This is a genomic window from Streptomyces sp. AgN23 (assembly GCF_001598115.1).
Lineage (GTDB): Bacteria > Actinomycetota > Actinomycetes > Streptomycetales > Streptomycetaceae > Streptomyces > Streptomyces antimycoticus.
Window position 1 is genome coordinate 3806133 of record NZ_CP007153.1, and the last position, 25718, is coordinate 3831850.

A 25718-nucleotide genomic window follows, 5' to 3' on the forward strand; every position below is an offset into this window, starting at 1 on the left:
TACGTCGCGCCGGCGACGGAGATGGCGGCTACTGCGCCGGGGGCGGGACAGGGCCGATTACTCCCTGGGGAGTACGGAGACGAACCGGAATTCCCGTTTCAGGACGCCTGACCTCGTGGCGGCTTCAGAACGCCGCCCGCGTCGCTGCCAGCAGCCGGGCCGTGTCGTCCGGGCAGATCATCAGGGCCCGGCCGACGGTTTCCAGGACCGCGCGCTCGGCCGGGCGGTACGGCCCGTCCGCCACGGCGATCCGGGCGCCCTGGAGGAGGATGGCCTCCCGGCCGGTGGGGGCCAGATGCGGGGCCAGCGGCTCCAGGGCCTCGTGCAGCTCGATGGCCAGCGCCGTACCGCACGGGTCCAGGCCGTCGCGCTCGCCGCACGCGCCCGGGAGCCGCCCGGTGTCGGCGGCGAGCGCCTCGATGAGCGCGAGGAGCTGGTCCTCACTGCAGTCGGCGAACCCGGCGGCGCGCACCGCGCCGACCGCGACCTGCCGGACCGCCGTCGCCTCGGTGCCGCCCGCGGCGAGGACCGCGAGGGCCACGGTGTGCACCGCGTCGCGGAGCATCGCGGAGAAGCGGATGGTGGTGGGGTGGTCGAGCACCTCCGTGCCATAGCGGCTGCCGCAGGCCGCGCATTCCACGATGGGCGCGACCGGTCCGCGCGGCAGCACGGGCAGGCCGAGCACCACGATGCGACGGCGGCCGGTACGGCGGCGGAAATTGCGGTCACCTCCGCACTCAGGGCAGAAGAACTCACCATCGCCGACGGTCCGCCACAGAGTGCGCACGCCTACCACACACAGGTCCCGGTCACGGCGGGCTCGCCGGTGCACCACGTCACACCTCCATAACGCTTCGGCCACGTTGCCGCGTTGACGTGATGCTAGCCACATCCGTGATGTGACGTCAGTACCCCGAACGGAGACAACAGGCCAAACCCGAGGCCCCGCCCACCTCGCATGGTGAACGGGGCCCGTGTGGGTGACAAGGTCAACGGGGTGATGAGCCCGTCGGATCCGTCGGTCGAGAGATCATCTACGCGCCGAAAAAATCACCGGCGCGCCCGGTTCACCGCGGAGACGACCGCCTTGAGCGAGGCCCGCACGATGTTGGCGTCGATCCCGACACCCCACAGCACCTGCCCGTCGATCGCGCATTCGATGTACGCGGCGGCCTGGGACGCGGCGCCCTCGCTCAGGGTGTGCTCGGAGTAGTCCAGCAGTCGTACGTCCACATCGATCGAGGCCAGGGCGTCGAAGAAGGCCGCCAGCGGGCCGTTGCCGGTGCCGGTCAGCACCGTCTCGGTGCCGTCCACGACCGTCTCGACGGTGAGCGCGTCGGTGCCCTCGCTGGTGGTGGACGTCTGCGCGCTGCGCAGCGCGATCCGGCCCCACCGGTTGTCGTCGGTCGGCAGGTACTCGTCCTGGAAGGCCGCCCAGATCTGGCCCGGGGTGACCTCGCCGCCCTCGGCATCGGTTTTGGCCTGAATCGTCTTGGAGAACTCGATCTGCATCCTGCGCGGCAGGTCCAGGTTGTGGTCGTTCTTCAGGACATAGGCGATGCCGCCCTTGCCGGACTGCGAATTCACCCGGATCACGGCCTCGTACGAGCGGCCGACGTCCTTGGGGTCGATGGGCAGGTACGGGACCGCCCACTCGATCTCGTCCACCGTCTTGCCCTGCTCGGCGGCGCTCGCCTCCAGCGCCTCGAATCCCTTCTTGATGGCGTCCTGGTGGGAGCCGGAGAAGGAGGTGTAGACCAGATCGCCCGCGTAGGGGTGGCGCGGGTGGATCTCCATCTGGTTGCAGTACTCGGCGGTGCGGCGGACCTCGTCGATCTGCGAGAAGTCGATCTGCGGGTCGACGCCCTGGGAGAACAGGTTCATGCCCAGCGTCACCAGGTCGACATTGCCGGTGCGCTCGCCCTGCCCGAACAGACAGCCCTCGATCCGGTCCGCCCCGGCCATGATCGCCAGCTCGGCGGCGGCGACGGCGGTGCCGCGGTCGTTGTGCGGATGCACCGACAGGCAGATGTACTCGCGCCGGGACAGCCGGCGGGACATCCACTCGAAGCGGTCCGCGTGGGTGGACGGGGTCGAGCGCTCGACGGTGGCCGGCAGATTGAGGATGATCTCGCGGCCCTCCTCGGGCTGCCAGACGTCCATGACGCCCTCGCAGACCTCCAGCGCGAAGTCCAGCTCGGTGTCGGTGAAGATCTCCGGGCTGTACTGGTAGCCGAAGACCGTCTCATCTCCGAGGATCTTGTCCGCGTACTCCACCACCAGCCGGGTGCCGTCCACCGCGATCTGCTTGACCTGCTCCCGGGTGCCGCGGAAGACGACGCGGCGGAAGGTGGGGGCGGTGGCGTTGTACAGGTGCACGGTGGCCCGGTGCGCCCCGCGCAGCGACTCCACGGTGCGCTCGATCAGCTCCTCGCGCGCCTGGGTGAGGACGGAGATCGTCACGTCCTCCGGGATCGCGCCCTCCTCGATGATCGACCGTACGAAGTCGAAGTCGGTCTGGCCGGAGGAGGGGAAGCCGACCTCGATCTCCTTGTAGCCCATGCGCACCAGCAGGTCGAACATCTCGCGCTTGCGGGCCGGGGACATCGGGTCGATCAGCGCCTGGTTGCCGTCCCGCAGATCGGTGGACAGCCAGCGCGGGGCGACGGTGATGCGGTTGTCCGGCCAGGTGCGGTCCGGGATGTCGACGGCCTCGTACGGGCCGTACTTGTGGATCGGCATACCGGAGGGGCGCTGGGTGACGGTCGCGGCCGTGAGGGGCGTGGGACGGCCGACGGCGCTGCCGGAGGTCGCGGAATGGCCGGGCGTATCGGAATGAGTCGTCATGGTGCGCGGGGCTCCTTGGGTAATCCGCTGTCCACAGGACCGATCCACTGTCGCGAAGGTCCTGGGGCGGCCGACAGGGCGTGATCACTGCAACGCCGAACTCCGCGGGGAGGGGGTCGGCCTTCGACTACAGGCCCTCGCCGCGGCAGCTAAGAAGAAGCAGCCCGAAACGCATGATGCGGAGCAGCCTAACCGAGACACATCGAAGCGGCGGAACCCGTATCACCATGCGGACGGAAACATGGTCCGCGGAGGAATACACATCTTCCACTCGTTTTCAGCAATCATGACCGCAAGGCGTGACACACACATCACGTGGTGCGACATTGCCAGCCATGGACGCCAACGCCAATGCCCCCACGCGGGCCCGCAGTCACCGCCGTGGCACCTTCTGCACGATCGTGCCGCCGCATGTCCTCGACAAGCTGTCCCATGCCGAGGACGCCTCGCTGGCCGATCTCGCCCGCCGCACCCTGGAGCACGACGCCCTGCAGCGCACCCGCCGCCGGATCACCACCGTGCGCGGGATCCCCGCCGCGCGGGCCGCCGCGCCCTCCGACAAGCCCGAGCGCACCATCTACGACGCCCACCGCAAGACCTCGCTGCCGGGGAAGAAGGTGCGCGGCGAGGGCGACCAGGCGAGCGGGGACGACTCGGTGAACCGCGCCTACGACGGGCTCGGCGCGACCTTCGAGCTCTTCCTCAAGGCGTACGGCAGGCGCTCGATCGACGACTCCGGCCTGCCGCTGAACGCGAGCGTCCACTACAGCGAGGACTACAACAACGCCTTCTGGGACGGCGAGCAGATGGTCTTCGGCGACGGGGACGGCGAGGTCTTCCTGGACTTCACCATCCCGGTGGACGTCATGGCCCATGAGCTCACCCACGGCGTCACGCAGTACACCGCCAACCTCGAGTACTTCGGCCAGTCCGGGGCGCTCAACGAGTCGATGTCCGACGTCTTCGGCTCACTGGTCAAGCAGCATGTGCTCGGCCACAGTGCCGAGGAGGCCGACTGGCTGATCGGCGCGGGGCTGCTGACGGACCGGGTCACCGGGGTGGCCCTGCGCTCCATGAAGGCCCCGGGCACGGCGTACGACGACGATGTGCTGGGCAAGGACCCGCAGCCGGGCACGATGGACGACTACGTCCGCACCTCACGCGACAACGGCGGCGTCCACATCAACTCCGGCATTCCCAACCACGCCTTCTACCTGGCCGCCACCGCCCTGGGCGGCAACGCCTGGGAGCGCGCCGGGCAGATCTGGTTCGACGTGCTGACCGGCGGCGATCTGGCCTCCGACGCGGAGTTCGCCGACTTCGCCCACCTTACGGTGGCCGCGGCGCACGCCCGCTACGGCGAGGGCGAGGAGCAGACGGCGGTGCAGGAGGCGTGGGCCGGGGTGGGCATCACCGATCTGCGGGCCCGCGTGGGCGCGCGGTAGAGCACGCCATCGGGTAGTGATGGAGCCATGCGCATCTCCGTCACCCGCACCGGCGGTTTCGCCGGAATCGAGCGCCGGGCCGAGCTGGACACCACCGGCCGGCCCGACGCCACGCATCTGGACGCCCTGGCCCATCAGGCCGTCGAGACCGGCCACATCACGGCCGCCCGCGGCGTCCCCGACGGCTTCCAGTACGAGATCACCGTCGACGGCCGCACCGTCCACGCCGCGGACCCCCAGCTGAGCGACGCCCAGCGGGAACTGATCCGCACGGTGCTGAAGGAAGGCGCGTAGGGGCGCTCAACGGGGGCTCAGAACCCCAGTCTCCGCAGCGGCGTGGGCCCAGGCTCCCCGGCTCAGAACCCCAGCTTCCGCAGCTGCTTCGGGTCACGCTGCCAGTCCTTGGCCACCTTGACGTGAAGGTCGAGGAAGACCGGCGTGCCCAGCAGTGCCTCGATGTGCTTGCGGGACTTGGTGCCGACCTCCTTGAGGCGGCGTCCCTTGGGGCCGATGATGATGCCCTTCTGGCTGGGCCGCTCGATGTAGAGGTTGGCATGGATGTCGAGGAGCGGCCGGTCCGCAGGGCGGTCCTCGCGGGGCAGCATCTCCTCCACGACCACCGCGATGGAGTGCGGCAGTTCGTCCCGTACGCCCTCCAGCGCGGCCTCCCGGATCAGCTCGGCGACCATGACCTGCTCGGGCTCATCGGTAAGGTCGCCCTGGGGGTAGAGCGCCGGGCCCTCGGGCAGCAGCGGGACCAGCAGATCCGCCAGCAGGCCCACCTGCTTGTCGCCCACAGCCGACACCGGGACGATCTCGGCCCATTCGATGCCCAGCTCCGTGCCGAGCCGGTCGATGGCGATCAGTTGCTCGGCCAACTGCTTGGACTCGACCAGATCGGTCTTGGTGACGATCGCGACCTTGGGGGTCTTCTTGATCCCCGCGAGTTCGGTGGCGATATAGCGGTCGCCGGGGCCCAGCTTCTGGTCGGCGGGCAGGCAGAAGCCGATGACGTCGACCTCGGCCCAGGTGGTGCGCACGACATCGTTGAGCCGCTCGCCGAGCAGGGTCCGCGGCTTGTGCAGACCGGGGGTGTCGACGAGCACCAGCTGGGCCTCGGGGCGGTGCACGATGCCGCGGACGGTGTGGCGGGTGGTCTGCGGGCGGTTCGAGGTGATCGCGACCTTCGTCCCCACCAGCGCGTTGGTCAGGGTCGACTTGCCCGCGTTGGGGCGGCCGACGAAGCAGGCGAAGCCCGAGCGGTGCGGGGTCTCCCGCTGCTCGGTCGGGGACGGGGAGGTACCGGCAGTCATGGACCCCATTCTCCCCGATGCCCCGACCCGCTCGGACCAGGCGTCCCGGACCTCTTACGGCCGGTGGTCCCGGCCCCGTACGGCCCGTCGCCCCGCGCCCCGTACAACCAGCCGTCCCGGCCCCGTACGACCGCCGAGGGCGGGGGGCCGGGGTCAGGCGTCCAGCGTGGCCCGCAGGGTGCCGTCGGGGCCCGCGAGCAGCATCGGGGTCCCGGCCCCGCCGAGGTCCCGGACGGCCGCGCGGTCCTCCTCCGAGGCGCTCTGCGCGTCGGTCACCACGGCCGCGGCCTCCAGGGACGTGGCACCGCTCGCCACGGCCATGGCGACGGCGGTCTGGAGGGCGCTCAGCTTCAGCGAGTCGAGGGCCACGGTCCCGGCGGCATACGTACGCCCCGTCTCGTCGCGGACGGCGGCGCCCTCCGGCACGGAGTTGCGGGCCCGCACGGAGCGGGCCAGCGTGATGATCTTGCGGTCTTCGGGGTCCAACTGCGCTGCTTCGCTCATGCGGATGAGCATATGCGGGGCGCCCACCGGCGGTGATGCCGGTGGGCGCACGGCGGCCCGCGCCGGGCCGCGGTGCGGCGGCCCGGCGCGGGCGATACGCGGTTGCGCAGTTGTGCTCAGCTCCTTACGGGAGGAGCGGCGTCGCCTGGAAGGTCAGCGAGGCCGAACCCGACGACGGGCTCAGGCCCGGAGCGCCCGCGAAGGAGGCCGTGTACGTGAAGGCGGTGATCACCGTCGACGGGACGGCGACGTTGCTGAGCGTCGCCGTGCCGCTGGCGTCGGTGACCGCGCTGCCCAGCGGGAGCGGGCCCACCACGGAGTTGGCGACGAAGGTGAGGGTCTGGCCGGGGAGCGGGTTGTTCGAGGCGTCCCTCAACGTCGCGCTCAGGGTCGGGATGACGAACGTGCCGTTGAACCGCAGCCGGATGGTGGCCGGGGTGGCGGTCACGGTGGTCGTGGTCGACGGCGGGGACACGACCTGGGTGATCGTCGGCGAGATGGAACCGGCGAAGCAGCTGTCGCCGCCATAGGTGGCGGTGACCGCGTGCGTTCCGGTGGTGAGGGCGTTGGTGCTGACGGTGGCCTGTCCCGCGGCGTTGAGTGTGCCGGTGAGGGTGGGCCCGCCGCTGATCACGAAGGTGACGGTTCCGGTCGGGGTGCCCGTCGCCGGCGGCACCGCGGCCACGGTGGCGGTGAAGGTCACGTTCTGGCCTGGGGCGGAGGGGTTCGTCGAGGAGGTGAGCACGGTCGTGGTGGTCGCCTGGCCGACGGTGACGGAGCCGGAGGCCGACGAGCCCGCGACACCGGTGTCACCGGCGTAGGTGGCCGTCACCGCGTGCGGACCCGCCGGAATGGCACTCGTCGTCACACACGCCTGACCACTGGCATTCAGCGTCCCCGTCAGGGTCGGACCACCCGCGACCGCGAACGTCACCGTCCCCGTCGGAGTACACGTACCCGGCGACGTCGTCGTCACCTGCGCACACAACGTCACCGACTGACCGCACACCGGAGAAGCCGGAGTGACGGTCAGCGCGGTCGTGGACGCGGCCTGACCGACCGTGACGGACCCCGAAGCCGACGAACCCGCGACACCGGTATCACCGGCGTAGGTGGCCGTCACCGCATGCGGACCCACCGGAATGGCACTGGTCGTCACACACGCCTGACCACTGGCATTCAACGTCCCCGTCAGGGTCGGACCACCCGCAATCGCGAACGTCACCGTCCCCGTCGGAGTACAGGTACTGGGCGCCGCGACCGTCACCTGGGCGCACAGGGTCACCGACTGACCGCACACCGGAGAGGCGGGCGTGATAGTCAGCGCGGTCGTGGAGACGCCCTGACCGACCGTGACGGACCCCGAAGCCGACGAACCCGCGACACCGGTATCACCGGCGTAGGTGGCCGTCACCGCATGCGGACCCACCGGAATGGCACTCGTCGTCACACACGCCTGACCACTGGCATTCAACGTCCCCGTCAGGGTCGGACCACCCGCGACCGCGAACGTCACCGTCCCCGTCGGAGTACACGTACCCGGCGACGTCGTCGTCACCTGCGCACACAACGTCACCGACTGACCGCACACCGGAGAAGCCGGAGTGACGGTCAGCGCGGTCGTGGACGCGGCCTGACCGACCGTGACGGACCCCGAAGCCGACGAACCCGCGACACCGGTATCACCGGCGTAGGTGGCCGTCACCGCATGCGGACCCACCGGAATGGCACTGGTCGTCACACACGCCTGACCACTGGCATTCAACGTCCCCGTCAGGGTCGGACCACCCGCAATCGCGAACGTCACCGTCCCCGTCGGAGTACACGTACTGGGCGCCGCGACCGTCACCTGGGCGCACAGGGTCACCGACTGACCGCACACCGGAGAGGCGGGCGTGATGGTCAGCGCGGTCGTGGAGACGCCCTGACCGACCGTGACGGACCCCGAAGCCGACGAGCCCGCGACACCGGTGTCACCGGCGTAGGTGGCCGTCACCGCATGCGGACCCGCCGGAATGGCACTCGTCGTCACACACGCCAGGCCGCTCGCGTCGAGCGTGCCGGTGAGCGTCGGACCACCCGCGACCGCGAACGTCACCGTCCCCGTCGGAGTACAGGTACTGGGCGCCGCGACCGTCACCTGCGCGCACAAGGTCACCGACTGACCGCACACCGGAGAGGCGGGCGTGATAGTCAGCGCAGTCGTCGAGACGCCCTGACCGACCGTGACGGACCCCGAACCCGACGAACCCGCGACACCCGTATCACCGGAGTACGTCGCCGTCACCACATGCGGACCCACCGGAATGGCACTCGTCGTCACACACGCCAGGCCGCTCGCGTCGAGCGTGCCGGTGAGCGTCGGACCACCCGCGACCGCGAACGTCACCGTCCCCGTCGGGGTACAGGTGCCGGGCGGCGTCGTGGTCACCTGCGCGCACAGGGTCACCGCCTCACCGCAGACCGGCGAGGCAGGGGTGATGACGAGGGCCGTGGAGGAGGACGCCGGGCTGATGGTGAGCGGCGTCAAGGGCGAGTTGGACGGGGCGAAGTTGGTGTCGCCGTTGTAGAACGCGGCGACCTGGTGGGTGCCCACACTCAAGCCGGGAACGGTCACGGAGACGTTGCCGGACGCGTCGAGGGCCCCGGTCACCGTGGGCCCGTCCGCGCTGACGATGAAGGTGACCGTACCGGTGGGGGTGCCGCTGCCCGGAGGCACCGCCGCCACGCTGGCCGTCAGGGTCACGCTCTGGCCGCAGACGGGCGCGGGCGGGACGAAGGTGACGGTGGTGGTGGTCGCCGATTGGTTGACCTGCTGGATGGTCGTGCCGGACGAATTGTCCGTCGCGTCGGTGGAGTTGACGAAGTTCGCCGTGACCAGATGGGAGCCGACGGCGAGGGTGGAGTCGGTCACGCTGGCCGTACCGGAGTCGGGCCCGGTCGGGGTGAGCGGCACAGGGCCGAGAGTCGGGCCACCGGCGATGGCGAAGGTCACGTCGCCCCATGGAGGGGCCCCGGCGGTGATACCGGTGACGGTGGCGGTGTAGGTGACGGATTGGCCGAAGACGGAGGGATCCGGTGTGGAGAGCACCGTGGTGGTGGACATGGAAGCGGCCGCCCTTTCCTGATCTCAGGGGGTGAGCCGCCCGGCTCCGCGCGGCGCGGAGCCTTGGCCTCTGCGCGGGGGTGCCCATACGGCCGGCCTGTCTACGTCAAGCAGAAAAGCCGGCAGTCCCCCGACAGAGGTATGGGCGACCCACCAGTCGGTAGTTGCAAGTAAGCGGGGGCCTACGTCAGATGAGCCAGGGAGCGGACAGCTATTCCACTCATATGGCGCAGCGCGAGCCGCGCGTTGCCGATGCGCCGGCGCGACGGCCCGCTTTCGCGCGACCGGATGCCGCGCCCCCGCGCATATGGCGGGGGCGCGGGAAGCGGCCGGTCCGGAGAGGCCGGCGGAAGTCCGCTACGGTTCGGCAGCGGCCCGGACGGGCGCGGGGCTGTATCGACATGCGGCTCCGCCGCGGCCGTGTCGATATGCGGCTCCGCCGCGTGGGACCAGCCACGACGGCGCCGCGGATGGCCACCGACCCATCGCGGCACTTCCGGCGGAGCGCTTACTCGGCCGCGGCGGTCTCGCGGACCGGCTCGACCAGCACCGTGACAATGCGGTTGCGGCGGCCCGCCGGGGACTCGGCGGTCAGCCGCAGCGCCTTGAGCGCGGGGTCGATGCCGCCCTCGGGGACGTCGACCTGGGCCGTGGCGCCGGCGATCGGCACCCGGCCCAGCGCCTTGGCGAGCAGCCCGCCCACCGTCTCGACGTCCTCGTCCTCCAGATCCGTGCCGTACAGCTCGCCCAGGTCGCCGAGGGCGAGCCGGGCGGTCACCCGGTGGGTGCCGTCGCCGAGGTCCTCGATGGGCGGCAGCTCGCGGTCGTACTCATCGGTGATCTCGCCGACGATCTCCTCGAGGATGTCCTCGATGGTGACGATGCCGGCCGTGCCGCCGTACTCGTCGATCACGACGGCGACGTGGTTGCGCTCCTGCTGCATCTCGCGCAGCAGATCGCCCGCGTTCTTGGTGTCTGGGACGAAGGTGGCGGGCCGCATCGCGGTGGAGACCAGCTCGGTCTCGGCCTCGCGGTTGATATGCGTCTTACGGACAAGATCCTTGAGGTAGACGACCCCCACGATGTCGTCCTCGTTCTCCCCGGTGACCGGGATCCGGGAGAAGCCGGAGCGCAGCGCGAGGGTGAGGGCCTGCCGGATGGTCTTGAAGCGCTCGATGACCACCAGGTCGGTGCGCGGCACCATCACCTCGCGCACGAGGGTGTCGCCGAGCTCGAAGACGGAGTGGACCATGCGCCGCTCCTCGTCCTCGATCAGCGACTCCTGCTCGGCGAGGTCCACCAGGGCGCGCAGCTCGGCCTCGGAGGCGAACGGGCCCTTACGGAAGCCCTTGCCGGGCGTGAGCGCGTTACCGAGGAGGATCAGCAGCGGTGGGATGGGGCCCATGACCCGGGCCAGCGGGATCAGCACATAGGCGGCGACGGTCGCGGTGTTGAGCGGATGCTGGGCGCCGATGGTGCGCGGGGAGACGCCGACGGCCACATACGACACCAGGACCATCACGCCGATCGCGACGGTCAGCGCCTTCCACGTCTCGTCGAACTCGCGCAGACTCGCGAACGTGACGACCGCGCCCGCCGCGACCTCGCAGGCGACCCTGACCAGCAGCGCCACATTGAGATAGCGGGTGGGGTCCTCGGCGACGAGCATCAGCTTGGCGCTGCCCCGCCGCCCGGAGCGCACGGCCTCCTCGGCCCGGAACCGGGTGGTGCGGGCGAGACCGGCCTCCGCGCAGGCCGCCAACCAGGCCACCACGACCAGCAGGACGGTCGCGGTGACGAGCTGGGCGCTCATCGGACGGTGGGGGCCGGGGAGGGGCCGGTCACGCCCTGCTCCGCGCGCCAGCCGTCGATGATGGCGGCCTGCAGGCCGAACATCTCGGCGCGCTCGTCCGCCTCCTCGTGGTCATAGCCGAGGAGGTGGAGGACGCCGTGGACGGTGAGCAGCTGCAGCTCCTCGTCCATGGAGTGCCCGGTCGGCGCCTCCTCCCCCTGCTTCTTGGCCACTTCGGGGCAGAGCACGATGTCCCCGAGGAGGCCCTGCGGGGGCTCCTCGTCGTCCTTGGCCGGCGGGCGCAGCTCGTCCATCGGGAAGGACATGACATCGGTCGGCCCCGGCAGGTCCATCCACTGGATGTGCAGCTGCTCCATGGCGTCGGCGTCGACGACGATCACCGAGAGCTCGGAGAGCGGGTGGATACGCATCCGGGCCAGCGCGTAGCGGGCGACGTCGAGCACAGCCCGCTCGTCGATATCGGTACCGGACTCGTTGTTGACGTCGATCGCCATGGGGGTTCGTGGTTACTTTCCGTTGCGGCTGTCATACTGGTCGTATGCGTCGACGATACGGCCGACCAGCTTGTGACGGACCACGTCGGTGCTGGTGAGCATGGAGAAGTGCACGTCCTCGACGCCATCCAGGATCTCCCGCACCTGACGCAGACCGCTCTTGGTCCCGCCGGGAAGGTCGATCTGGGTGATGTCGCCCGTGATCACTATCTTGGAGTCGAAGCCGAGCCGGGTGAGGAACATCTTCATCTGCTCGGGGTTCGTGTTCTGGGCCTCGTCGAGGATGATGAACGCGTCATTGAGCGTCCGGCCGCGCATATACGCCAGCGGCGCGACCTCGATCGTACCCGCGGCCATCAGGCGCGGGATGGAGTCGGGGTCGAGCATGTCGTGCAGCGCGTCGTAGAGCGGCCGCAGATACGGGTCGATCTTCTCGTAGAGGGTGCCGGGCAGGAAGCCGAGCCGCTCCCCCGCCTCGACCGCCGGCCGGGTGAGGATGATCCGGGTGACCTGCTTGGACTGCAGGGCCTGGACCGCCTTGGCCATGGCCAGATAGGTCTTGCCGGTGCCCGCCGGGCCAATGCCGAAGACGACCGTGTGCTTGTCGATGGCATCGACATAGCGCTTCTGGTTGAGCGTCTTGGGACGGATGGTGCGACCGCGGTTGGAGAGGATGTTCTGGGTGAGCACCTCGGCAGGCGTCTCCTGCCCTCCGCCCTCTCCATTTTCGGCCGCGCGCAACATGGAGATCGAGCGCTCCACCGCATCCTCCGTCATCGGTTGACCGGTGCGGAGCACCAGCATCATCTCGTCGAACAGACGCTGGACCAGGGCGACTTCCTTCGGGTCCCCGGTGGCGCTGACTTGGTTGCCCCGTACGTGGATATCGGTCGCCGGGAACGCGTTCTCGATCACACGCAGCAGCGAGTCACCGGATCCCAGGACCATGACCATGGGGTGCTTGTTCGGGACCGTGAACTGCGCATGCGCCTGCGGTGCTGTGGTTGGTTGCGTCATGGGCCGGCTCTCTGGCCTGCTTCTACCTCCTGGCACAAGGGTTCTCGCCGCTCGACAACCTTGGCTACAAGGGTACGACGGAGCACCGACAAGACCCGAGTACTTTTCCTCCTCATCCACTCATCACCTCACCCACCTGGGGCTCCCGCGCTCCGGCCGCTCCAGGGCCCGGGGCCTCGGTGCTACGCCTGGCGGAAACCGATCGTCGGAACGGCCCGGCGCAGCGGCCAGGGGCGGGCGGCGGCCGGGAGCAGACGGTCGAGGAAGGCGTAGCGGCGCAGCGCGCGGCCGGGCTGGTCGTCGTAGGAGCGGGCGTGCTGCCACCAGGCGGCGATCTCGACCCAGCCGGGCGCGGACAGCGAGCCGCCGAACTCCTGCACCGACAGGGCAGCGGTCAGCCCGGCGAAGGCCAGCCGGTCGGCGAGCGGCCAGTCGGCGAGCGTGCCGGTGACGAAACCGGCGACGAACACGTCCCCGGCGCCGGTCGGGTCCAGGGCCTCCACGGAGATCGCGGGCACCTCGGCGGTCTCGCCGGTGCGGCCGTCGACCGCGTACGCCCCCTCGGAGCCGAGCGTGACGACGGCGAGCGGGACCAGGTCGGCGAGGGCCCGGGCGGCGGCGCGCGGGCAGTCGGTGCGGGTGTAGCGCATCGCCTCCTCGGCATTGGGCAGGAACGCCTCGCAGTGCTCCAGCTCGGCGAGGTCGGCCGGATCCCAGCGGCCGGTGTCGTCCCAGCCGACGTCGGCGAAGACCCTGCTGCCGTGGCGGGCGGCCTCGGCGACCCACTCCTGGCCGCGGCCGGGCACCAGGGAGGCCACGGCGGCCCGGGCCGGAGGCGGGCAGCTGGGCGCGGGCTCCTCGGGCGGCGGGGCCTCATGGCCGTGGGAGACCATGGTCCGCTCGCCCTCGTAGGCCATCGAGACGGTCACCGGGGAGTGCCAGCCGGGGATCGTGCGGGAGAGCGAGAGATCGATGCCCTCGCCGCGGTCCAGGGCGTCCTGGCAGTAGTCCCCGTAGTGGTCGTCGCCGAAGGCGGCGGCGAGCGAGGTGCGCAGGCCGAGCCGGGCCAGGGCGGTGGCCATATTGGCGACGCCGCCGGGGCTCGACCCCATGCCGCGGGCCCAGGACTCGGTGCCGCGGACGGGGGCGGTGTCCAGACCGGTGAAGATGATGTCGAGGAAGACGGTGCCGGTGAGATAGACGTCGCACGCCGGATCGCCGGGCCGGCGAACGGCCTCGAGCGGGTCGAGCAGGGGATAACCCGCTGTGAGCTTGTCGCCGTTGTGTGTCGTCACCGCGCTCTCCCAGGTCTGACCGGTCCGCCTCCGTCGTCGGATGCGGGTGCGGACAGTGTGCACGATGGGACGGACAACGGGCCGGGGACCGGCAGGCGTCACCCCCTCGGGGCGCCGCCGTCTCCACGAGCCGCGGCGCGGGAAGCACCGTCCCCGCGGGGCCCGTACGCCGCGTTGCGGTGCCCTCAGCGCCGTTTGGGCAGCGCCACCGTCATCAGGTCCTCGGCGACTGTGAGCTCCCCCTCGAACCCCGCCGCCCGCGCCTGGCGCTCGAAGTCGGACGGATCGCCGTAACGCTGCGAGAAGTGCGTCAGCACCAGATGCCGCACCCCCGCCCCGGCCGCGACCCGGGCCGCCTGCCCGGCGGTCAGATGCCCGTACTCGACGGCCAGCGCCTCCTCCTCGTCCAGGAAGGTCGACTCGATGACCAGCAGATCGCACCCCTGCGCCAGCGCGAAGACGCCGTCGCACAGCCGGGTGTCCATGATGAACGCGAAGCGCTGGCCCCGGCGCACCTCGCTGACCTCTTCGAGCGTGACCGTACGCCCCTCGGTCTCCAGTGCCCGCTCCCGCTGCAGCCGGCCGATGTCCGGGCCGCGGACGCCGAGCGCGGCGAGCCGCTCGGGCAGCATCCTGCGGCCGTCCGCTTCGATCAGGCGATAGCCGTAGGACTCGACGGGGTGCGAGAGCCGGGCCGCCTCCAGGGTGTACGCGGGGGTGCGGGCCAGCACCGCGCCGTCACCGGCGACCGGCTCCTCGGTCAGCGCCACCGTCTCGCGGTAGGCGGTCGCGTACCGCAGCCGCTCGAAGAACCGCTGTCCGCTCGCCGGGTAGTGGGCGGTCACCCGGTGCGGCACCCGGTCGAGGTTGATCCGCTGGATCACCCCCGCCAGGCCCAGCGAGTGATCCCCGTGGAAGTGCGTGACGCAGATCCGGTCGATGTCATGGGCGGCGACCCCGGCCCGCAGCATCTGGCGCTGGGTGCCCTCGCCGGGGTCGAACAGCAGGCCCTCGCCGTCCCAGCGCAGCAGATAGCCGTTGTGGTTGCGGTGCCGGGTCGGCACCTGGCTGGCGGTGCCGAGGACGATCAGTTCCCGTGCGGACAAGGGTTATCCGGGAGGCCAGTTGAGCCCGCGGCCGCCCAGGACGTGGGCATGGGCGTGGAAGACGGTCTGGCCGGCGCCGGAGCCGGTGTTGAACACCACGCGGTAGCCCGTCTCGACGAGCTTCTCATCGACGGCGACCGCGCCCGCCTCGCGCAGCACATCCGCGGCGACCTGCGGTTCGGCCGCCGCGAGGGAGGTCGCGTCCGGGTAGTGCACTTTGGGGATCACCAGGATGTGCGTGGGTGCCTGGGGGTTTATGTCGCGGAAGGCGACGGTGGTGTCCGTCTCGCGGACGACGGTGGCCGGCACCTCCCCCGAGACAATCTTGCAGAACAGGCAGTCGGCCTGCGGTTCTCCCGCCACCGGTGGCTCCTTACGGATCGTCGGCACATACGGTCCGGATGGTACCGGGAGCCCCTGCCGGCGGGAGAGACCGCGGCCTATTCGCCCTGACCGCCGCCCTCGGTATCGCCCTTACCGGCGCTGTCCCCGGTGTCGGCCTGCCCGGCGCCGCCCTCGGTGGTCGGGTGGTCCCAGGAGTGGCTCCGGGTCGGCTGGGGGGCCTCGGTGCTCGGGCGGTCCCACGGGTGACTACGGGTCGGCTGGGGGGCCTCGGTGGTCCGGTGGTCCCACGGGTGACTACGGGTCGGCTGGGGGGCCTCGGTGCTCGGGCGGTCCCACGAGTGGCTGAAGGTGGGCCGGGGGCTGTCGGTGTCCGGGCCGCCGCCCTGGCACTCCCCGATCACCTGCGCCTCGAAGACCTTCCGGCCGTCCACCTCGCCGGTCACATCGCCCCGGACGCAGTGGTCCGCCCGTACGTAGGTCACCCGGCCCTTGATCCTGATGTCCTTGTCGTTGTCGGTCCTGCCGTGGCAGTCCACCCGTGCGTCGGTCTCCCCGGACCGCTCGCTCCGCGAGGGCGAAGCACCGGCCGTATGGCCGTTCTTGAACTCGGCGTTGCAGCTCATCCACCGGACGCCGACACCGCCCCGCTCCAGCGCCTCCGTGACGACCCGGTCCGTGGTGATCGCGACCGTCACGGAGCTGATGCCGCCGCCCGTCGGCTCACACGCCGTCACCGCGACCGCCGCGCCGACCGCCGCGACGGACAAGAGCGCCCGTCCCCGTCCTGCCTGACTCCATACCCCCATAGGGGATAGGTTCCCATCGGCCGACGCGTAGCGGAAGGCCGTCCTCGGCCAGGTACGGGCGCACAGGAGCGCGAAGAGGCCCCAGAGGGGGTCTCTCGTTCCAAAGGGCCTCGGACGGGCCCTCTCATCCCCAGCGGCCGGTGCGGCCGAGCAGCAGCGCGGCGGCCGCCGTTCCGGCCGTGGAGGTGCGCAGCACGCTCGGGCCCAGCCGGTACGGCCGCGCCCCCGCCTCGGCGAAGGCCGCCAACTCCTCGGGGGACACGCCCCCTTCGGGCCCGACGACCAGCACGATCTGGCCACTCGCGGGCAGTTGGGCCGTCGCGAGCGGTTCGCCGCCCTCCTCGTGGAGCACGGCAGCGAACGCGGCTCCGGCGAGAAGCCGGGCCACCTGCTTGGTCGTCATCGCGTCCGTGACCTCGGGGAAGGTCAGCCGACGGGACTGCTTGCCCGCCTCGCGCGCGGTCGACCGCCACTTGCCGAGCGCCTTGAGGCCGCGCTCGCCCTTCCACTGGGTGATGCAGCGGGACGCCGACCACGGAACGACGGCGTCCACGCCGGTCTCCGTCATGGTCTCCACCGCCAGCTCGCCCCGGTCGCCCTTGGGCAGCGCCTGGACGACGGTGATCCTCGGGTCCGGGGCCGCCTCCTGGCGCACCTCGTCCACCGCGATCTGCAGCCGGTCCTTGCCCTCGACGGCCGCCACGGTGCCCTGGACGCCCGTGCCGTGGCCGTCCGTCAGCACCACGGGCTCACCGACGCGCAGCCGCCTTACGGACGCCGCGTGGCGCCCCTCCGGGCCCTCCAGCCAGACCCGGGCCCCCGCGGCCGCACCCGCCAGGGAATCGGCCACGAACACCGGGGCGGTCACGACACCGCACCACGCTGAGACTGAAGGCCCAACTCGGACCGCGCGGCGTCGAGTTCCGTCGCGAGCGTCTCCACCAGCCGCCCGGCGGGCAGTTCGCGCGCCAGCCGGTGCCCCTGCCCGGCCCACAGCGCCATCCCCTGCGGATCGCCCGCCTTGGCGGCCGCCTTACGGAGGCCGGACGTCATGTGGTGCAGCTGGGGGTAGGCGGCGGGCGCGTGCGGGCCGTGCTCACGCATGAAGCGGTTGACCAGGCCCCGGGCCGGGCGGCCGGAGAAGGCGCGGGTCAGCTCGGTCCGGCCGAACAGCGGATCCGTCATCGCCTGCTTGTGCAGGGCGTTCGCCCCGGACTCGGGACACACCAGGAACGCGGTCCCCATCTGGGCCGCGACCGCGCCCGCGGCCAGCGCCGAGGCGATCTGCGAACCACGCATAATCCCGCCCGCCGCGATGATCGGGATCTGGACGTACTCACGGACCAGCGTGATCAGCGACAGCAGACCGAGCCCGGCGCCCATTCCGTCGACGGCCGGGTCATTGCTGTAGGTGCCCTGGTGGCCGCCGGCCTCCACTCCTTGCACGCAGACGGCGTCGGCGCCCGCCCACTGGGCGGTCTGCGCCTCGACGGGCGAGGTCACGGTCACGATCGTGCGGGTGCCGGCCTGGGCGAAGGCGTCGAGGACGGCACGGGTCGGACAGCCGAAGGTGAACGAGACGACCGGAACCGGATTGTCGAGGAGCACGGCGAGCTTCGCGTCGTACGCGTCGTCCGTGCCCGCGTCCGGGTCGCCCAGCGGAGTCTCGTACCAGGCCGCCTCGCCCGTGAGCCGCGCCCGGTAGGCCCCGACGGCGGCCGTGTCGGCGTTGGACGGCTGCGGCATGAACAGATTGACACCGAAGTGCCGTCCGGTCAGCCCTCGCAGCTGTTTGATCTCCTCATACATCGCTTCCGGCGTCTTGTAGCCGGCAGCGAGGAAACCGAGACCACCGGCCTCGGAGACAGTGGCGGCGAGCTGCGGGCAGGAGGCTCCACCCGCCATCGGCGCCTGCACGATCGGGTACCGGTAGAGATCGGTCAGCGCGGAGGACATGGCCACATCGTGCCATGCCCTCCACACGGGCTCACCACCGGATCAGCGGTGCTGCGGGCGTCGGCGGCGCTACCGGCCGTACCCCCGGCCGGAGCGCCTACCGCCCGTTGAACGCGTCCTTCAGCCGCGAGAACAGCCCCTGCTGCCCCGGCTTACCGCACTCCCCCGGGGGACAACCCCCGTACCCCCGGCCGGAGCGCCTACCGCCCGTTGAACGCGTCCTTCAACCGCGAGAACAGCCCCTGCTGCCCCGGCTTGAATTCGCCGACCGGGCGCTCCTCGCCGCGCAGCTTGGACAGCCGCCGCAGCAGCTCCTCCTGCTCCGGGTCGAGCTTGGTCGGGGTGGTCACCTCGACATGCACGATCAGGTCGCCCCGGCCGCCGCCCCGAAGATGGGTGATGCCGCGCTGGTGCAGCGGGATCGACTGGCCGGACTGGGTGCCGGGCCGGATGTCGACCTCCTCCAGGCCGTCCAGCGTCTCCAGCGGCACCTTGGTGCCCAGCGACGCCGCCGTCATCGGGATGGTCACCGTGCAGTGCATATCGTCGCCGCGCCGCTGGAAGACCGGGTGCGGGACCTCGTGGATCTCCACATACAGGTCGCCCGCCGGGCCGCCGCCCGGTCCGACCTCGCCCTCACCGGCCAGCTGGATCCTGGTGCCGTTGTCCACACCGGCGGGGATCTTCACGGTCAGGGTGCGCCGCGAGCGGATCCGGCCGTCGCCCGCGCACTCCGGGCACGGGGTGGGCACCACGGTGCCGAAGCCCTGGCACTGGGGGCACGGCCGCGAGGTCATGACCTGACCCAGGAAGGACCGCGTCACCTGGGAGACCTCACCGCGGCCACGGCACATGTCACAGGTCTGCGCCGAGGTGCCCGGCGCCGCGCCCTCGCCGCTGCACGTGGTGCAGACGACCGCGGTGTCGACCTGGATGTCCTTGGTGGTCCCGAACGCGGCCTCGTTGAGCTCCACGTCCAGACGGATCATCGCGTCCTGACCGCGCCGGGTCCTGGAGCGCGGACCGCGCTGCGAGGCGGTGCCGAAGAACGCGTCCATGATGTCGGAGAAGTTGCCGAAGCCCCCGCCGAAGCCTCCGGCGCCACCGCCGCCGGCCCCGGACATCGGGTCCCCGCCCAGGTCGTAGACCTGCTTCTTCTGTGGGTCCGACAAGACCTCGTAAGCGGCGTTGATCTCCTTGAACCGCTCCTGGGTCTTCGGATCCGGGTTCACATCCGGATGCAGCTCGCGTGCGAGCCGGCGGAATGCCTTCTTGATCTGGTCCTGCGAGGCATCACGCGGCACGCCCAGGACTGCGTAGTAGTCCGTCGCCACTTACGACTCCGCCAGGATCTGTCCGACGTAACGTGCCACTGCGCGTACCGCTCCCATCGTTCCGGGGTAGTCCATGCGGGTCGGTCCGACCACGCCGAGTTTGGCGACCGCCTCGTCGCCGGAACCGTAGCCGACCGCGACGACCGAGGTGGCGTTGAGCCCCTCGTGAGCATTCTCATGCCCGATCCGCACGGTCATACCCGAGTCCTTGGCCTCGCCCAGCAACTTGAGGAGGACGACATGCTCCTCGAGTGCCTCCAGGACGGGCCGGATCGTCAGGGGGAAATCATGCACGAAACGCGTGAGGTTCGCGGTGCCGCCGATCATCAGCCGCTCCTCGGTCTCCTCCACCAGCGTCTCGAGCAAGGTCGACAACACGATCGAGACGGTCCCCCGGTCCTCCTGTTCGAAGGACTCCGGAAGATCCTGCACCAACTGCGGCACATCCGCGAAACGCCGACCCACGACCCGGCTGTTGAGCCGGGCGCGCAGATCGGCCAGCGAGTCCTCGGTGATCGGAGTGGGGCAGTCCACCATGCGCTGCTCCACCCGGCCGGTGTCCGTGATCAGCACCAGCATCACCCGGGCCGTGGCCAGCGGCAGCAGCTCCACATGGCGCACCGTCGAGCGGGTCAGCGACGGATACTGCACCACCGCCACCTGCCGGGTCAGCTGCGCCAGCAGCCGGACCGTACGGCCCACCACGTCATCGAGGTCGACCGCGCCGTCCAGGAAGTTCTGAATGGCCCGCCGCTCCGGGCTGGACAGCGGCTTCACTCCGGCCAGCTTGTCCACGAAGAGGCGATAGCCCTTGTCGGTGGGGATCCGCCCGGCGCTCGTATGCGGCTGGGCGATGAACCCCTCGTCCTCCAGAGCGGCCATGTCGTTACGCACCGTGGCCGGGGAGACCCCCAGCCGGTGCCGCTCGGTGAGCGCCTTGGAGCCGACCGGCTCCTCCGTCCCCACATAGTCCTGGACAATGGCACGCAGCACCTCGAGTCTGCGTTCGCTGAGCACCCCGCGCACCTCCAGTCCAGCGGTCTCATCAGATCGTCCGCCCTGGCACTCACCGGGCACGAGTGCCAGAACCCCTCCGCCAGTGTACGGCGGGGTGCGGTGGCATGGGCAAGAGCCGCCGCTGGCAGCAACTCTCCCCCATCCCCGTTGAGCTAGCGTCGCGGTATGGAGACGTGTTGGGAAGAGGCAGGCTGGGAGCGGCTCGCGCCCGGTGTGGCCCGCCGTCGGTTGCCGGAGTGGGACGAGACGGTCGGCGTGGTCGTCGGCCGGACCGACATCCTCGTCGTGGACACCGGCGCGACCCTGCGCGCCGGGGCCGAGCTGCGCGCCCTGATCACCCGGCTGACCGGCCGCCGCCCCACCCGGATCGCGCTCACCCATCCGCACTTCGACCACGTCCTGGGCTCGGCCGCCTTCGCGGGCTGCCAGGTGTACGGGGCCATGGGCATGGACGAGCTGCTGCGCCGTGAGCGGGAGACACTGCGCGAGGACGCGATCCGCCACGGGGTGGAACAAAACGCCGCCACCGAGGCCGTGGACCATCTGGTCGGCCCGCACCACCTGGTCTCCGGCGAGCTCACCTTGGACCTGGGCGACCGGCAGGTGCTGCTGGCCAATGTGGGGCCCGGCCACACCGCCCATGACCTGGCCGTTCTGGTGCCCGGCCGGCCCGAGGTGGTCTTCTGCGGCGATCTGGTGGAGGAGTCCGGCACGCCGCAGGCCGGGCCCGACGCGATCCCCGGCCGCTGGCCCGCCGCCCTCGACCGGCTGCTCGCCCTCGGCGGCCCGGACGCGCGGTATGTCCCGGGGCACGGCTCGGTCGTGGACGCCGGGTTCGTCCGGGCCCAACGTGACGAATTGGCGGCCCGCTTCGGCGTGTCCCTCTAGGTGTCCGCCCAGCCGCCCAACTAGGCGTCCACCTAGTTGTCCGCACCGCAGGAGCGGGGGGTCGTCGCGCGCTATCGTCATCCGGATGCGACAGTACGACCCGGACCTGACCCCGCCCTGGAAGCGGCAGCGGCCCGCCCCCGAGGTCCCCGCCGAACCGGACCTCGTCGTGGAGGAGGTCACCACCGGCTTCTGCGGCGCCGTGATCCGCTGTGAGAAGACGGCCCAGGGCCCCACGGTCACTCTGGAGGACCGCTTCGGCAAACATCGCGTCTTCCCCATGGAGCCGCGCGGTTTTCTGCTCGAGGGGCGTGTCGTCACCCTCGTACGCCCGCGCGCGGCGGCCCCCAGTGCGCCCCAGCGCACGGCCTCGGGGTCGATCGCCGTTCCGGGAGCGCGCGCGAGGGTCGCCCGTGCGGGGCGCGTCTACGTCGAGGGGCGCCATGACGCGGAGCTGGTGGAGCGGGTCTGGGGCGACGATCTGCGCATCGAAGGCGTCGTCGTGGAGTACCTGGAGGGCGTCGACGACCTGCCCGCCATCGTCGACGACTTCTCCCCCGGCCCGGACGCCCGGCTCGGCGTCCTCGTCGACCATCTGGTGACGGGCTCCAAGGAGTCCCGTATCGCCGGGCAGGTCACCGGCGAGCATGTGCTGGTCCTCGGCCACCCCTATATCGACATCTGGGAGGCCGTGAAGCCGTCCTCCGTCGGCATCCGGGCCTGGCCGACAGTGCCGCACGGCCAGGACTGGAAGAAGGGCGTCTGCCGCGCCCTGGGCTGGCCGGAGAACACCGGGGCCGCCTGGCAGCGGATCCTGTCCTCGGTCCACTCCTACAAGGACCTCCAGCCGGAGCTCCTGGGCCGGGTGGAGGAATTGATCGACTTCGTGACGGCCCCGCAGGGCTGACGGCCCCCGTCCCCACAGGGCTGACGGCTCCCGTCCCCACAGGGCTGACGGTCCCGTCTCAGTCCACCAGGTCCCGCACCACCGCGTCCGCCAGCAGCCGCCCGCGCAGCGTGAGCACGGCCCGCCCCCGTCCGTACGGCTCCGGGTCCAGCAGACCGTCCTCCAGCGCCCCGGCCGCGGCCACGGCCCCGGCCGGGCGCAGCAGCTCCAGCGGGCAGCCCTCGACCAGCCGCAGCTCCAGCAGGATCCGCTCCACCCGGCGCTCCTCGGCGGTCAGCAGCTCCCGGCCCGCGCCGGGCGACCTGCCCTCGCCCAGGGCCTGTGCGTACGCCCCGGGGTGCTTCACGTTCCACCACCGCACGCCGCCCACATGGCTGTGCGCGCCGGGGCCGGCGCCCCACCAGTCGGCGCCGCGCCAGTACAGCTCGTTGTGCCGGCAGCGCCCGGCGGGCGAAGTGGCCCAGTTGGAGACCTCGTACCAGGCGAACCCGGCGGCCGACAGGATCTCCTCGGCGATCAGATAGCGGTCCGCGTGCACATCGTCGTCGGTCATCGGGACCTCGCCGCGCCGGATCCGCCGCGCCAGCTGGGTGCCCTCCTCCACGATCAGTGCATACGCCGACACATGGTCCGGCCCCGCCCCGAGCGCCGCCTCCAGCGAGGCCCGCCAATCCGCGTCACTCTCCCCCGGCGTCCCGTAGATCAGGTCCAGGTTCACATGGTCGAACCCGGCCGCCCGGGCCTCGGCCACGCACGCCTCCGGCCGCCCGGGGGTATGCGTACGGTCCAGCACCTTCAGGACGTGCTGCCGGGCGCTCTGCATCCCGAAGGAGATCCGGTTGAACCCCGCCTCCCGCAGCTCCGCCAGATAGCGCGGATCGACCGACTCCGGATTCGCCTCGGTCGTGACCTCGACCCCCTCGGCCAGCCCGAACTCCTCCCGGATCGCGCCGAGCATCCGCCCGAGATCCGCCGCGGCGAGCAGGGTCGGGGTCCCGCCGCCGACGAAGACGGTCTCCACGGGCCGCGGGTCGTCGCCCAGCACCTTCCGCGCCAGCCGCACCTCCTCGACGACCTGCTCGGCGTAGTTGTCCCGCGAGGCGAGCACACCGCCGGAGCCGCGCAGCTCACTGGCGGTGTAGGTGTTGAAGTCGCAGTAGCCGCAGCGGGTGGCGCAGTACGGCACATGCAGATAGAACCCCAGCGGCCGCCGCTCCGCCCCCGCCAAAGCGGTCGCGGGCAGTGCGCCGTCCTCGGGCATGGGCTCACCATCTGGCAGTACGGAAGGCATGCCCCCCATTCTCCGTCACGGCCCGCGTCGCCCGGGACCACGAGGTGCGGACCCCGGAACCCCGCGGCCCGCCGGACAAGGTCTCGCCGGAGTGGGCCTCGCCGGACGGCGCCTAGCTAGACCACCTTCAGGACCAGCATCGCCAGGTCGTCGTCCGGCGGCTCCGCCGCGAACTCGTCCACCGCCTGCCGCACCCGCTCCGCGACCTCCCGGGCGCTCAGCCCCGCGCACAGCGCGAACGCCGCCGCCAGGCCGTCCTCGTCGTCGAACTGCCGGTCGCCGGATCGATGCTCCGTCACCCCGTCCGTCACACAGAGCAGCGTTTCCCCGGGCGTCAGATCGAACGATTCACTCTCGTACGTCACATCGTCCACAACGCCCAGCAGTATCTGCGGCGCCGCGACGGTCCGCACCTCGCCCTCGGGCCGCAGCACCAGCGGCAGCGGATGCCCCGCGCTGGCCAGCGTGCAGCGCACCCCTTCGCCCTCGCCCAGCGGCTCCAGCTCCCCGTACAGCAGCGACAGGAACCGCGCGACCCCGCCGCCCGCCGGGAGCCCCCTGCCGACCAGGCCGCCGTCCATCAGCTCCACGACCCCGGCAGGGCCTCCCACGGCCTCCACACCGGCCTCCACACCGGCCGCCACGGCCTCCGCCGCGCCCTCGACCGCCTGTTCCACCGCCTCCTCGCCCAGAAGCTGGTTGAGCCGGTCCAGGACCTCGCCCACGCCGTATCCCTCGCGGGCGAGCAGCCGCAGCCAGGGCCGGACGAGGCCGGTCACCACGGCCGCCTCCGGGCCGTTTCCGCAGACGTCGCCCAGGACGAAGCACCAGCGGCCGTCACCGGCCGGGAAGACGTCGTAGAAGTCGCCCCCGGCCGAGATGTCGCCGGTCGGCTCGTACACGACCGCCGACTCGACGCCGGGGATGCGCGGGATGACGGACGGCAGCAGGCCGCGCTGCAGCACCCGGCTGATGGTCGCCTGCCGGGTGTAACGGCGGGCGGAGGCGAGTGCCAGGGCGACGCGGCGGGCGAAGTCCTCGACCAGACCGACCGCTTCGTCCGGCATCCGCACCAGCCCGGCCCGCCCGAGCAGCAGCGTGCCGAGCGCGCGGCCGCCCGCGACCAGCCGGCAGGCCATGGCCGCGCCGCCGGGCCCGTACGCGGCGGGGTCGGCCGGCCAGGGCCACTCCACGGCGCTCCCGCGGACGGCGGCGGGCACCTGGGGCGGCTCCTTCTCCAGCACCCGCCGCAGGCCCTCGATGCGCCCCTCGCTGGCGTGCCAGACGCGGGCCAGCCGCGGCGGGCCGCTCGTGGAGTCGAGCCAGATCGCGCACCAGTCGGCGAGCCGGGGCACCAGCAGCTGGCCGGCCAGCGAGGTCACCATGTCCTCGTCGAACTGCCCGGCCAGCAGGTCGGACGCCTCGGCGAGGAAGGAGAGCGCGCCGCGCTGGATCCAGTCGGGGTCCAGGCGGACGGGGGCGCGGCCCGGCGCGGGCGCGACGATCTCGACGGCCTCCTTGCGGCCTTCACAAACGACTCCCGCGCCCTCGGGGACGGGGCCCAGGCCCTCGCGGACGGTCCCCGCGCCGAACCCGCCCTCGGGCTCGGCCGCGGTGGCGGTCGCCGGGTCCATGGCGGCCGCGGCGTCCATGAAGCCCGAGCCCATGGCGCCCGTCCCCGCGGCGGCCGCGCTCGTGGGCGCCACCGCCATCTGGAACCACACCGACTTGGTCGCCCGCCGGTAGGTCGTCCCCCAGGACTCGGCGATCTCGGCCACCAGCCGCAGCCCGTGGCCACCGGCGTACTCCGGCCGCTCGTCCGGATCCGGCGGATCGCCGTTCACCACCCGGGTGGGATGGTGATCGGTCACCTCCACGACCAGGGACGGCGGTTCGCCCTCGCGGTCGGACACATCGAGCGCACAGCTCACCTCGACGGCGGTGCCGGCGTGCACCACCGCGTTGGTGACCAGCTCGCTCACCAGCAGTATGGCCTCGTCCGCGACCCGTTCGGTGACCCGGTCGGCGGCCGGGACCTCGAGCGCGGCCCAGTCGGCGAGGGCGGCACGGACGAACCGGCGGGCGGCCGAGGCCGCCAGCGGAGTGCCGGGCAGGCTGACGCGTGCCGAGGCGCTGGTACGAATGGGGCCGACCCCACCCCCGACCGGTAGAACAACCCCACCGCCCTCAACCGACCCACCAGAAGTGGCAGAAGATGACGTCCCCACTGTGCG

Annotated in this window: 22 protein-coding genes; 4 read left to right on the forward strand and 18 right to left on the reverse strand. The window is 71.5% G+C overall.

Annotated features, from left to right (window positions below):
* Positions 1 to 124: 124 nt before the first annotated feature.
* Together AS97_RS16825 and leuA are read right to left on the reverse strand one after the other, a co-directional pair.
* Positions 125 to 835 carry a TerB family tellurite resistance protein gene (locus AS97_RS16825; protein ID WP_059146351.1) on the reverse strand — a complete coding sequence of 237 codons (711 nt, stop codon included), beginning with the start codon at positions 833 to 835 and terminating at the stop codon, positions 125 to 127.
* A gap of 215 nt (positions 836 to 1050) precedes the next feature.
* The gene (gene leuA / locus AS97_RS16830) at positions 1051 to 2847 is read right to left on the reverse strand and encodes a 2-isopropylmalate synthase (RefSeq protein ID WP_059146352.1); all 1797 of its coding nucleotides are present in this window, start codon (positions 2845 to 2847) and stop codon (positions 1051 to 1053) included.
* Between the two features lie 335 nt (positions 2848 to 3182).
* On the opposite strand from leuA, the gene AS97_RS16835 reads away from it, so the two are divergent.
* The gene (locus tag AS97_RS16835) at positions 3183 to 4292 is read left to right on the forward strand and encodes a M4 family metallopeptidase (RefSeq protein WP_210565218.1); all 1110 of its coding nucleotides are present in this window, start codon (positions 3183 to 3185) and stop codon (positions 4290 to 4292) included.
* 27 nt (positions 4293 to 4319) lie between these two features.
* Positions 4320 to 4586, forward strand: coding sequence for a protealysin inhibitor emfourin (locus AS97_RS16840; RefSeq protein ID WP_059146354.1), 267 nt, complete (start codon positions 4320 to 4322; stop codon positions 4584 to 4586).
* 62 nt (positions 4587 to 4648) lie between these two features.
* Here the strand turns inward: AS97_RS16840 and era are convergent, their stop codons facing one another.
* From era to hrcA, 14 genes are all read right to left on the reverse strand, one after another.
* The gene (gene era, locus AS97_RS16845; RefSeq protein ID WP_086706614.1) at positions 4649 to 5605 is read right to left on the reverse strand and encodes a GTPase Era; all 957 of its coding nucleotides are present in this window, start codon (positions 5603 to 5605) and stop codon (positions 4649 to 4651) included.
* A gap of 153 nt (positions 5606 to 5758) precedes the next feature.
* On the reverse strand, positions 5759 to 6109 hold the full coding sequence (locus tag AS97_RS16850) for a hypothetical protein (RefSeq protein ID WP_059146369.1): 351 nt from the start codon (positions 6107 to 6109) through the stop codon (positions 5759 to 5761).
* 124 nt (positions 6110 to 6233) lie between these two features.
* Positions 6234 to 9215: an Ig-like domain-containing protein gene (locus AS97_RS16855; RefSeq protein WP_210565219.1), complete on the reverse strand. Its 2982-nt coding sequence runs from the start codon at positions 9213 to 9215 to the stop codon at positions 6234 to 6236.
* Between the two features lie 508 nt (positions 9216 to 9723).
* A complete protein-coding gene (locus AS97_RS16860; RefSeq protein ID WP_059147903.1) occupies positions 9724 to 11028 on the reverse strand; it encodes a hemolysin family protein in 1305 nt (434 codons plus the stop codon).
* Complete coding sequence (ybeY, locus tag AS97_RS16865) at positions 11025 to 11522, reverse strand: rRNA maturation RNase YbeY (RefSeq protein WP_059147904.1); 498 nt, start codon at positions 11520 to 11522, stop codon at positions 11025 to 11027. The genes AS97_RS16860 and ybeY overlap by 4 nt, the downstream gene beginning before the upstream one ends.
* Positions 11523 to 11534: 12 nt before the next feature.
* The gene (locus tag AS97_RS16870) at positions 11535 to 12539 is read right to left on the reverse strand and encodes a PhoH family protein (protein WP_059147905.1); all 1005 of its coding nucleotides are present in this window, start codon (positions 12537 to 12539) and stop codon (positions 11535 to 11537) included.
* A 182-nt stretch (positions 12540 to 12721) separates the two neighbouring features.
* Positions 12722 to 13834 carry a PfkB family carbohydrate kinase gene (locus AS97_RS16875; protein ID WP_059147906.1) on the reverse strand — a complete coding sequence of 371 codons (1113 nt, stop codon included), beginning with the start codon at positions 13832 to 13834 and terminating at the stop codon, positions 12722 to 12724.
* A gap of 185 nt (positions 13835 to 14019) precedes the next feature.
* Positions 14020 to 14940: a ribonuclease Z gene (locus tag AS97_RS16880; protein WP_059147907.1), complete on the reverse strand. Its 921-nt coding sequence runs from the start codon at positions 14938 to 14940 to the stop codon at positions 14020 to 14022.
* Positions 14941 to 14943: 3 nt separating this feature from the next.
* Positions 14944 to 15303 (reverse strand): histidine triad nucleotide-binding protein, encoded by a 360-nt coding sequence (locus tag AS97_RS16885; protein WP_059147908.1) that lies wholly within the window; start codon positions 15301 to 15303, stop codon positions 14944 to 14946.
* 77 nt (positions 15304 to 15380) lie between these two features.
* Positions 15381 to 16052, reverse strand: coding sequence for a hypothetical protein (locus AS97_RS16890; protein ID WP_063804993.1), 672 nt, complete (start codon positions 16050 to 16052; stop codon positions 15381 to 15383).
* Positions 16053 to 16215: 163 nt separating this feature from the next.
* On the reverse strand, positions 16216 to 16959 hold the full coding sequence (locus AS97_RS16895; RefSeq protein ID WP_086706616.1) for a 16S rRNA (uracil(1498)-N(3))-methyltransferase: 744 nt from the start codon (positions 16957 to 16959) through the stop codon (positions 16216 to 16218).
* Positions 16956 to 18047 carry a nitronate monooxygenase gene (locus AS97_RS16900; protein WP_210565220.1) on the reverse strand — a complete coding sequence of 364 codons (1092 nt, stop codon included), beginning with the start codon at positions 18045 to 18047 and terminating at the stop codon, positions 16956 to 16958. Before AS97_RS16900 ends, AS97_RS16895 begins: the two co-directional genes overlap by 4 nt.
* Before the next feature lie 200 nt (positions 18048 to 18247).
* Positions 18248 to 19381, reverse strand: coding sequence for a molecular chaperone DnaJ (gene dnaJ, locus AS97_RS16905; protein ID WP_059147911.1), 1134 nt, complete (start codon positions 19379 to 19381; stop codon positions 18248 to 18250).
* The gene (gene hrcA / locus AS97_RS16910; RefSeq protein WP_014060643.1) at positions 19382 to 20398 is read right to left on the reverse strand and encodes a heat-inducible transcriptional repressor HrcA; all 1017 of its coding nucleotides are present in this window, start codon (positions 20396 to 20398) and stop codon (positions 19382 to 19384) included. It lies immediately after the preceding gene.
* Between the two features lie 165 nt (positions 20399 to 20563).
* Here hrcA and AS97_RS16915 point away from each other — a divergent pair, with 165 nt between their 5' ends.
* Positions 20564 to 21286, forward strand: a complete 723-nt coding sequence (locus tag AS97_RS16915; protein ID WP_059147912.1) for an MBL fold metallo-hydrolase — start codon at positions 20564 to 20566, stop codon at positions 21284 to 21286.
* Positions 21287 to 21371: 85 nt separating this feature from the next.
* Positions 21372 to 22193 carry a DUF3097 domain-containing protein gene (locus AS97_RS16920; RefSeq protein ID WP_086706618.1) on the forward strand — a complete coding sequence of 274 codons (822 nt, stop codon included), beginning with the start codon at positions 21372 to 21374 and terminating at the stop codon, positions 22191 to 22193.
* Positions 22194 to 22251: 58 nt separating this feature from the next.
* Here the strand turns inward: AS97_RS16920 and hemW are convergent, their stop codons facing one another.
* On the reverse strand, positions 22252 to 23484 hold the full coding sequence (gene hemW, locus AS97_RS16925) for a radical SAM family heme chaperone HemW (protein ID WP_059147914.1): 1233 nt from the start codon (positions 23482 to 23484) through the stop codon (positions 22252 to 22254).
* Positions 23485 to 23600: 116 nt separating this feature from the next.
* The gene (locus tag AS97_RS16930) at positions 23601 to 25712 is read right to left on the reverse strand and encodes a SpoIIE family protein phosphatase (protein WP_210565221.1); all 2112 of its coding nucleotides are present in this window, start codon (positions 25710 to 25712) and stop codon (positions 23601 to 23603) included.
* Positions 25713 to 25718 lie beyond the last annotated feature (6 nt).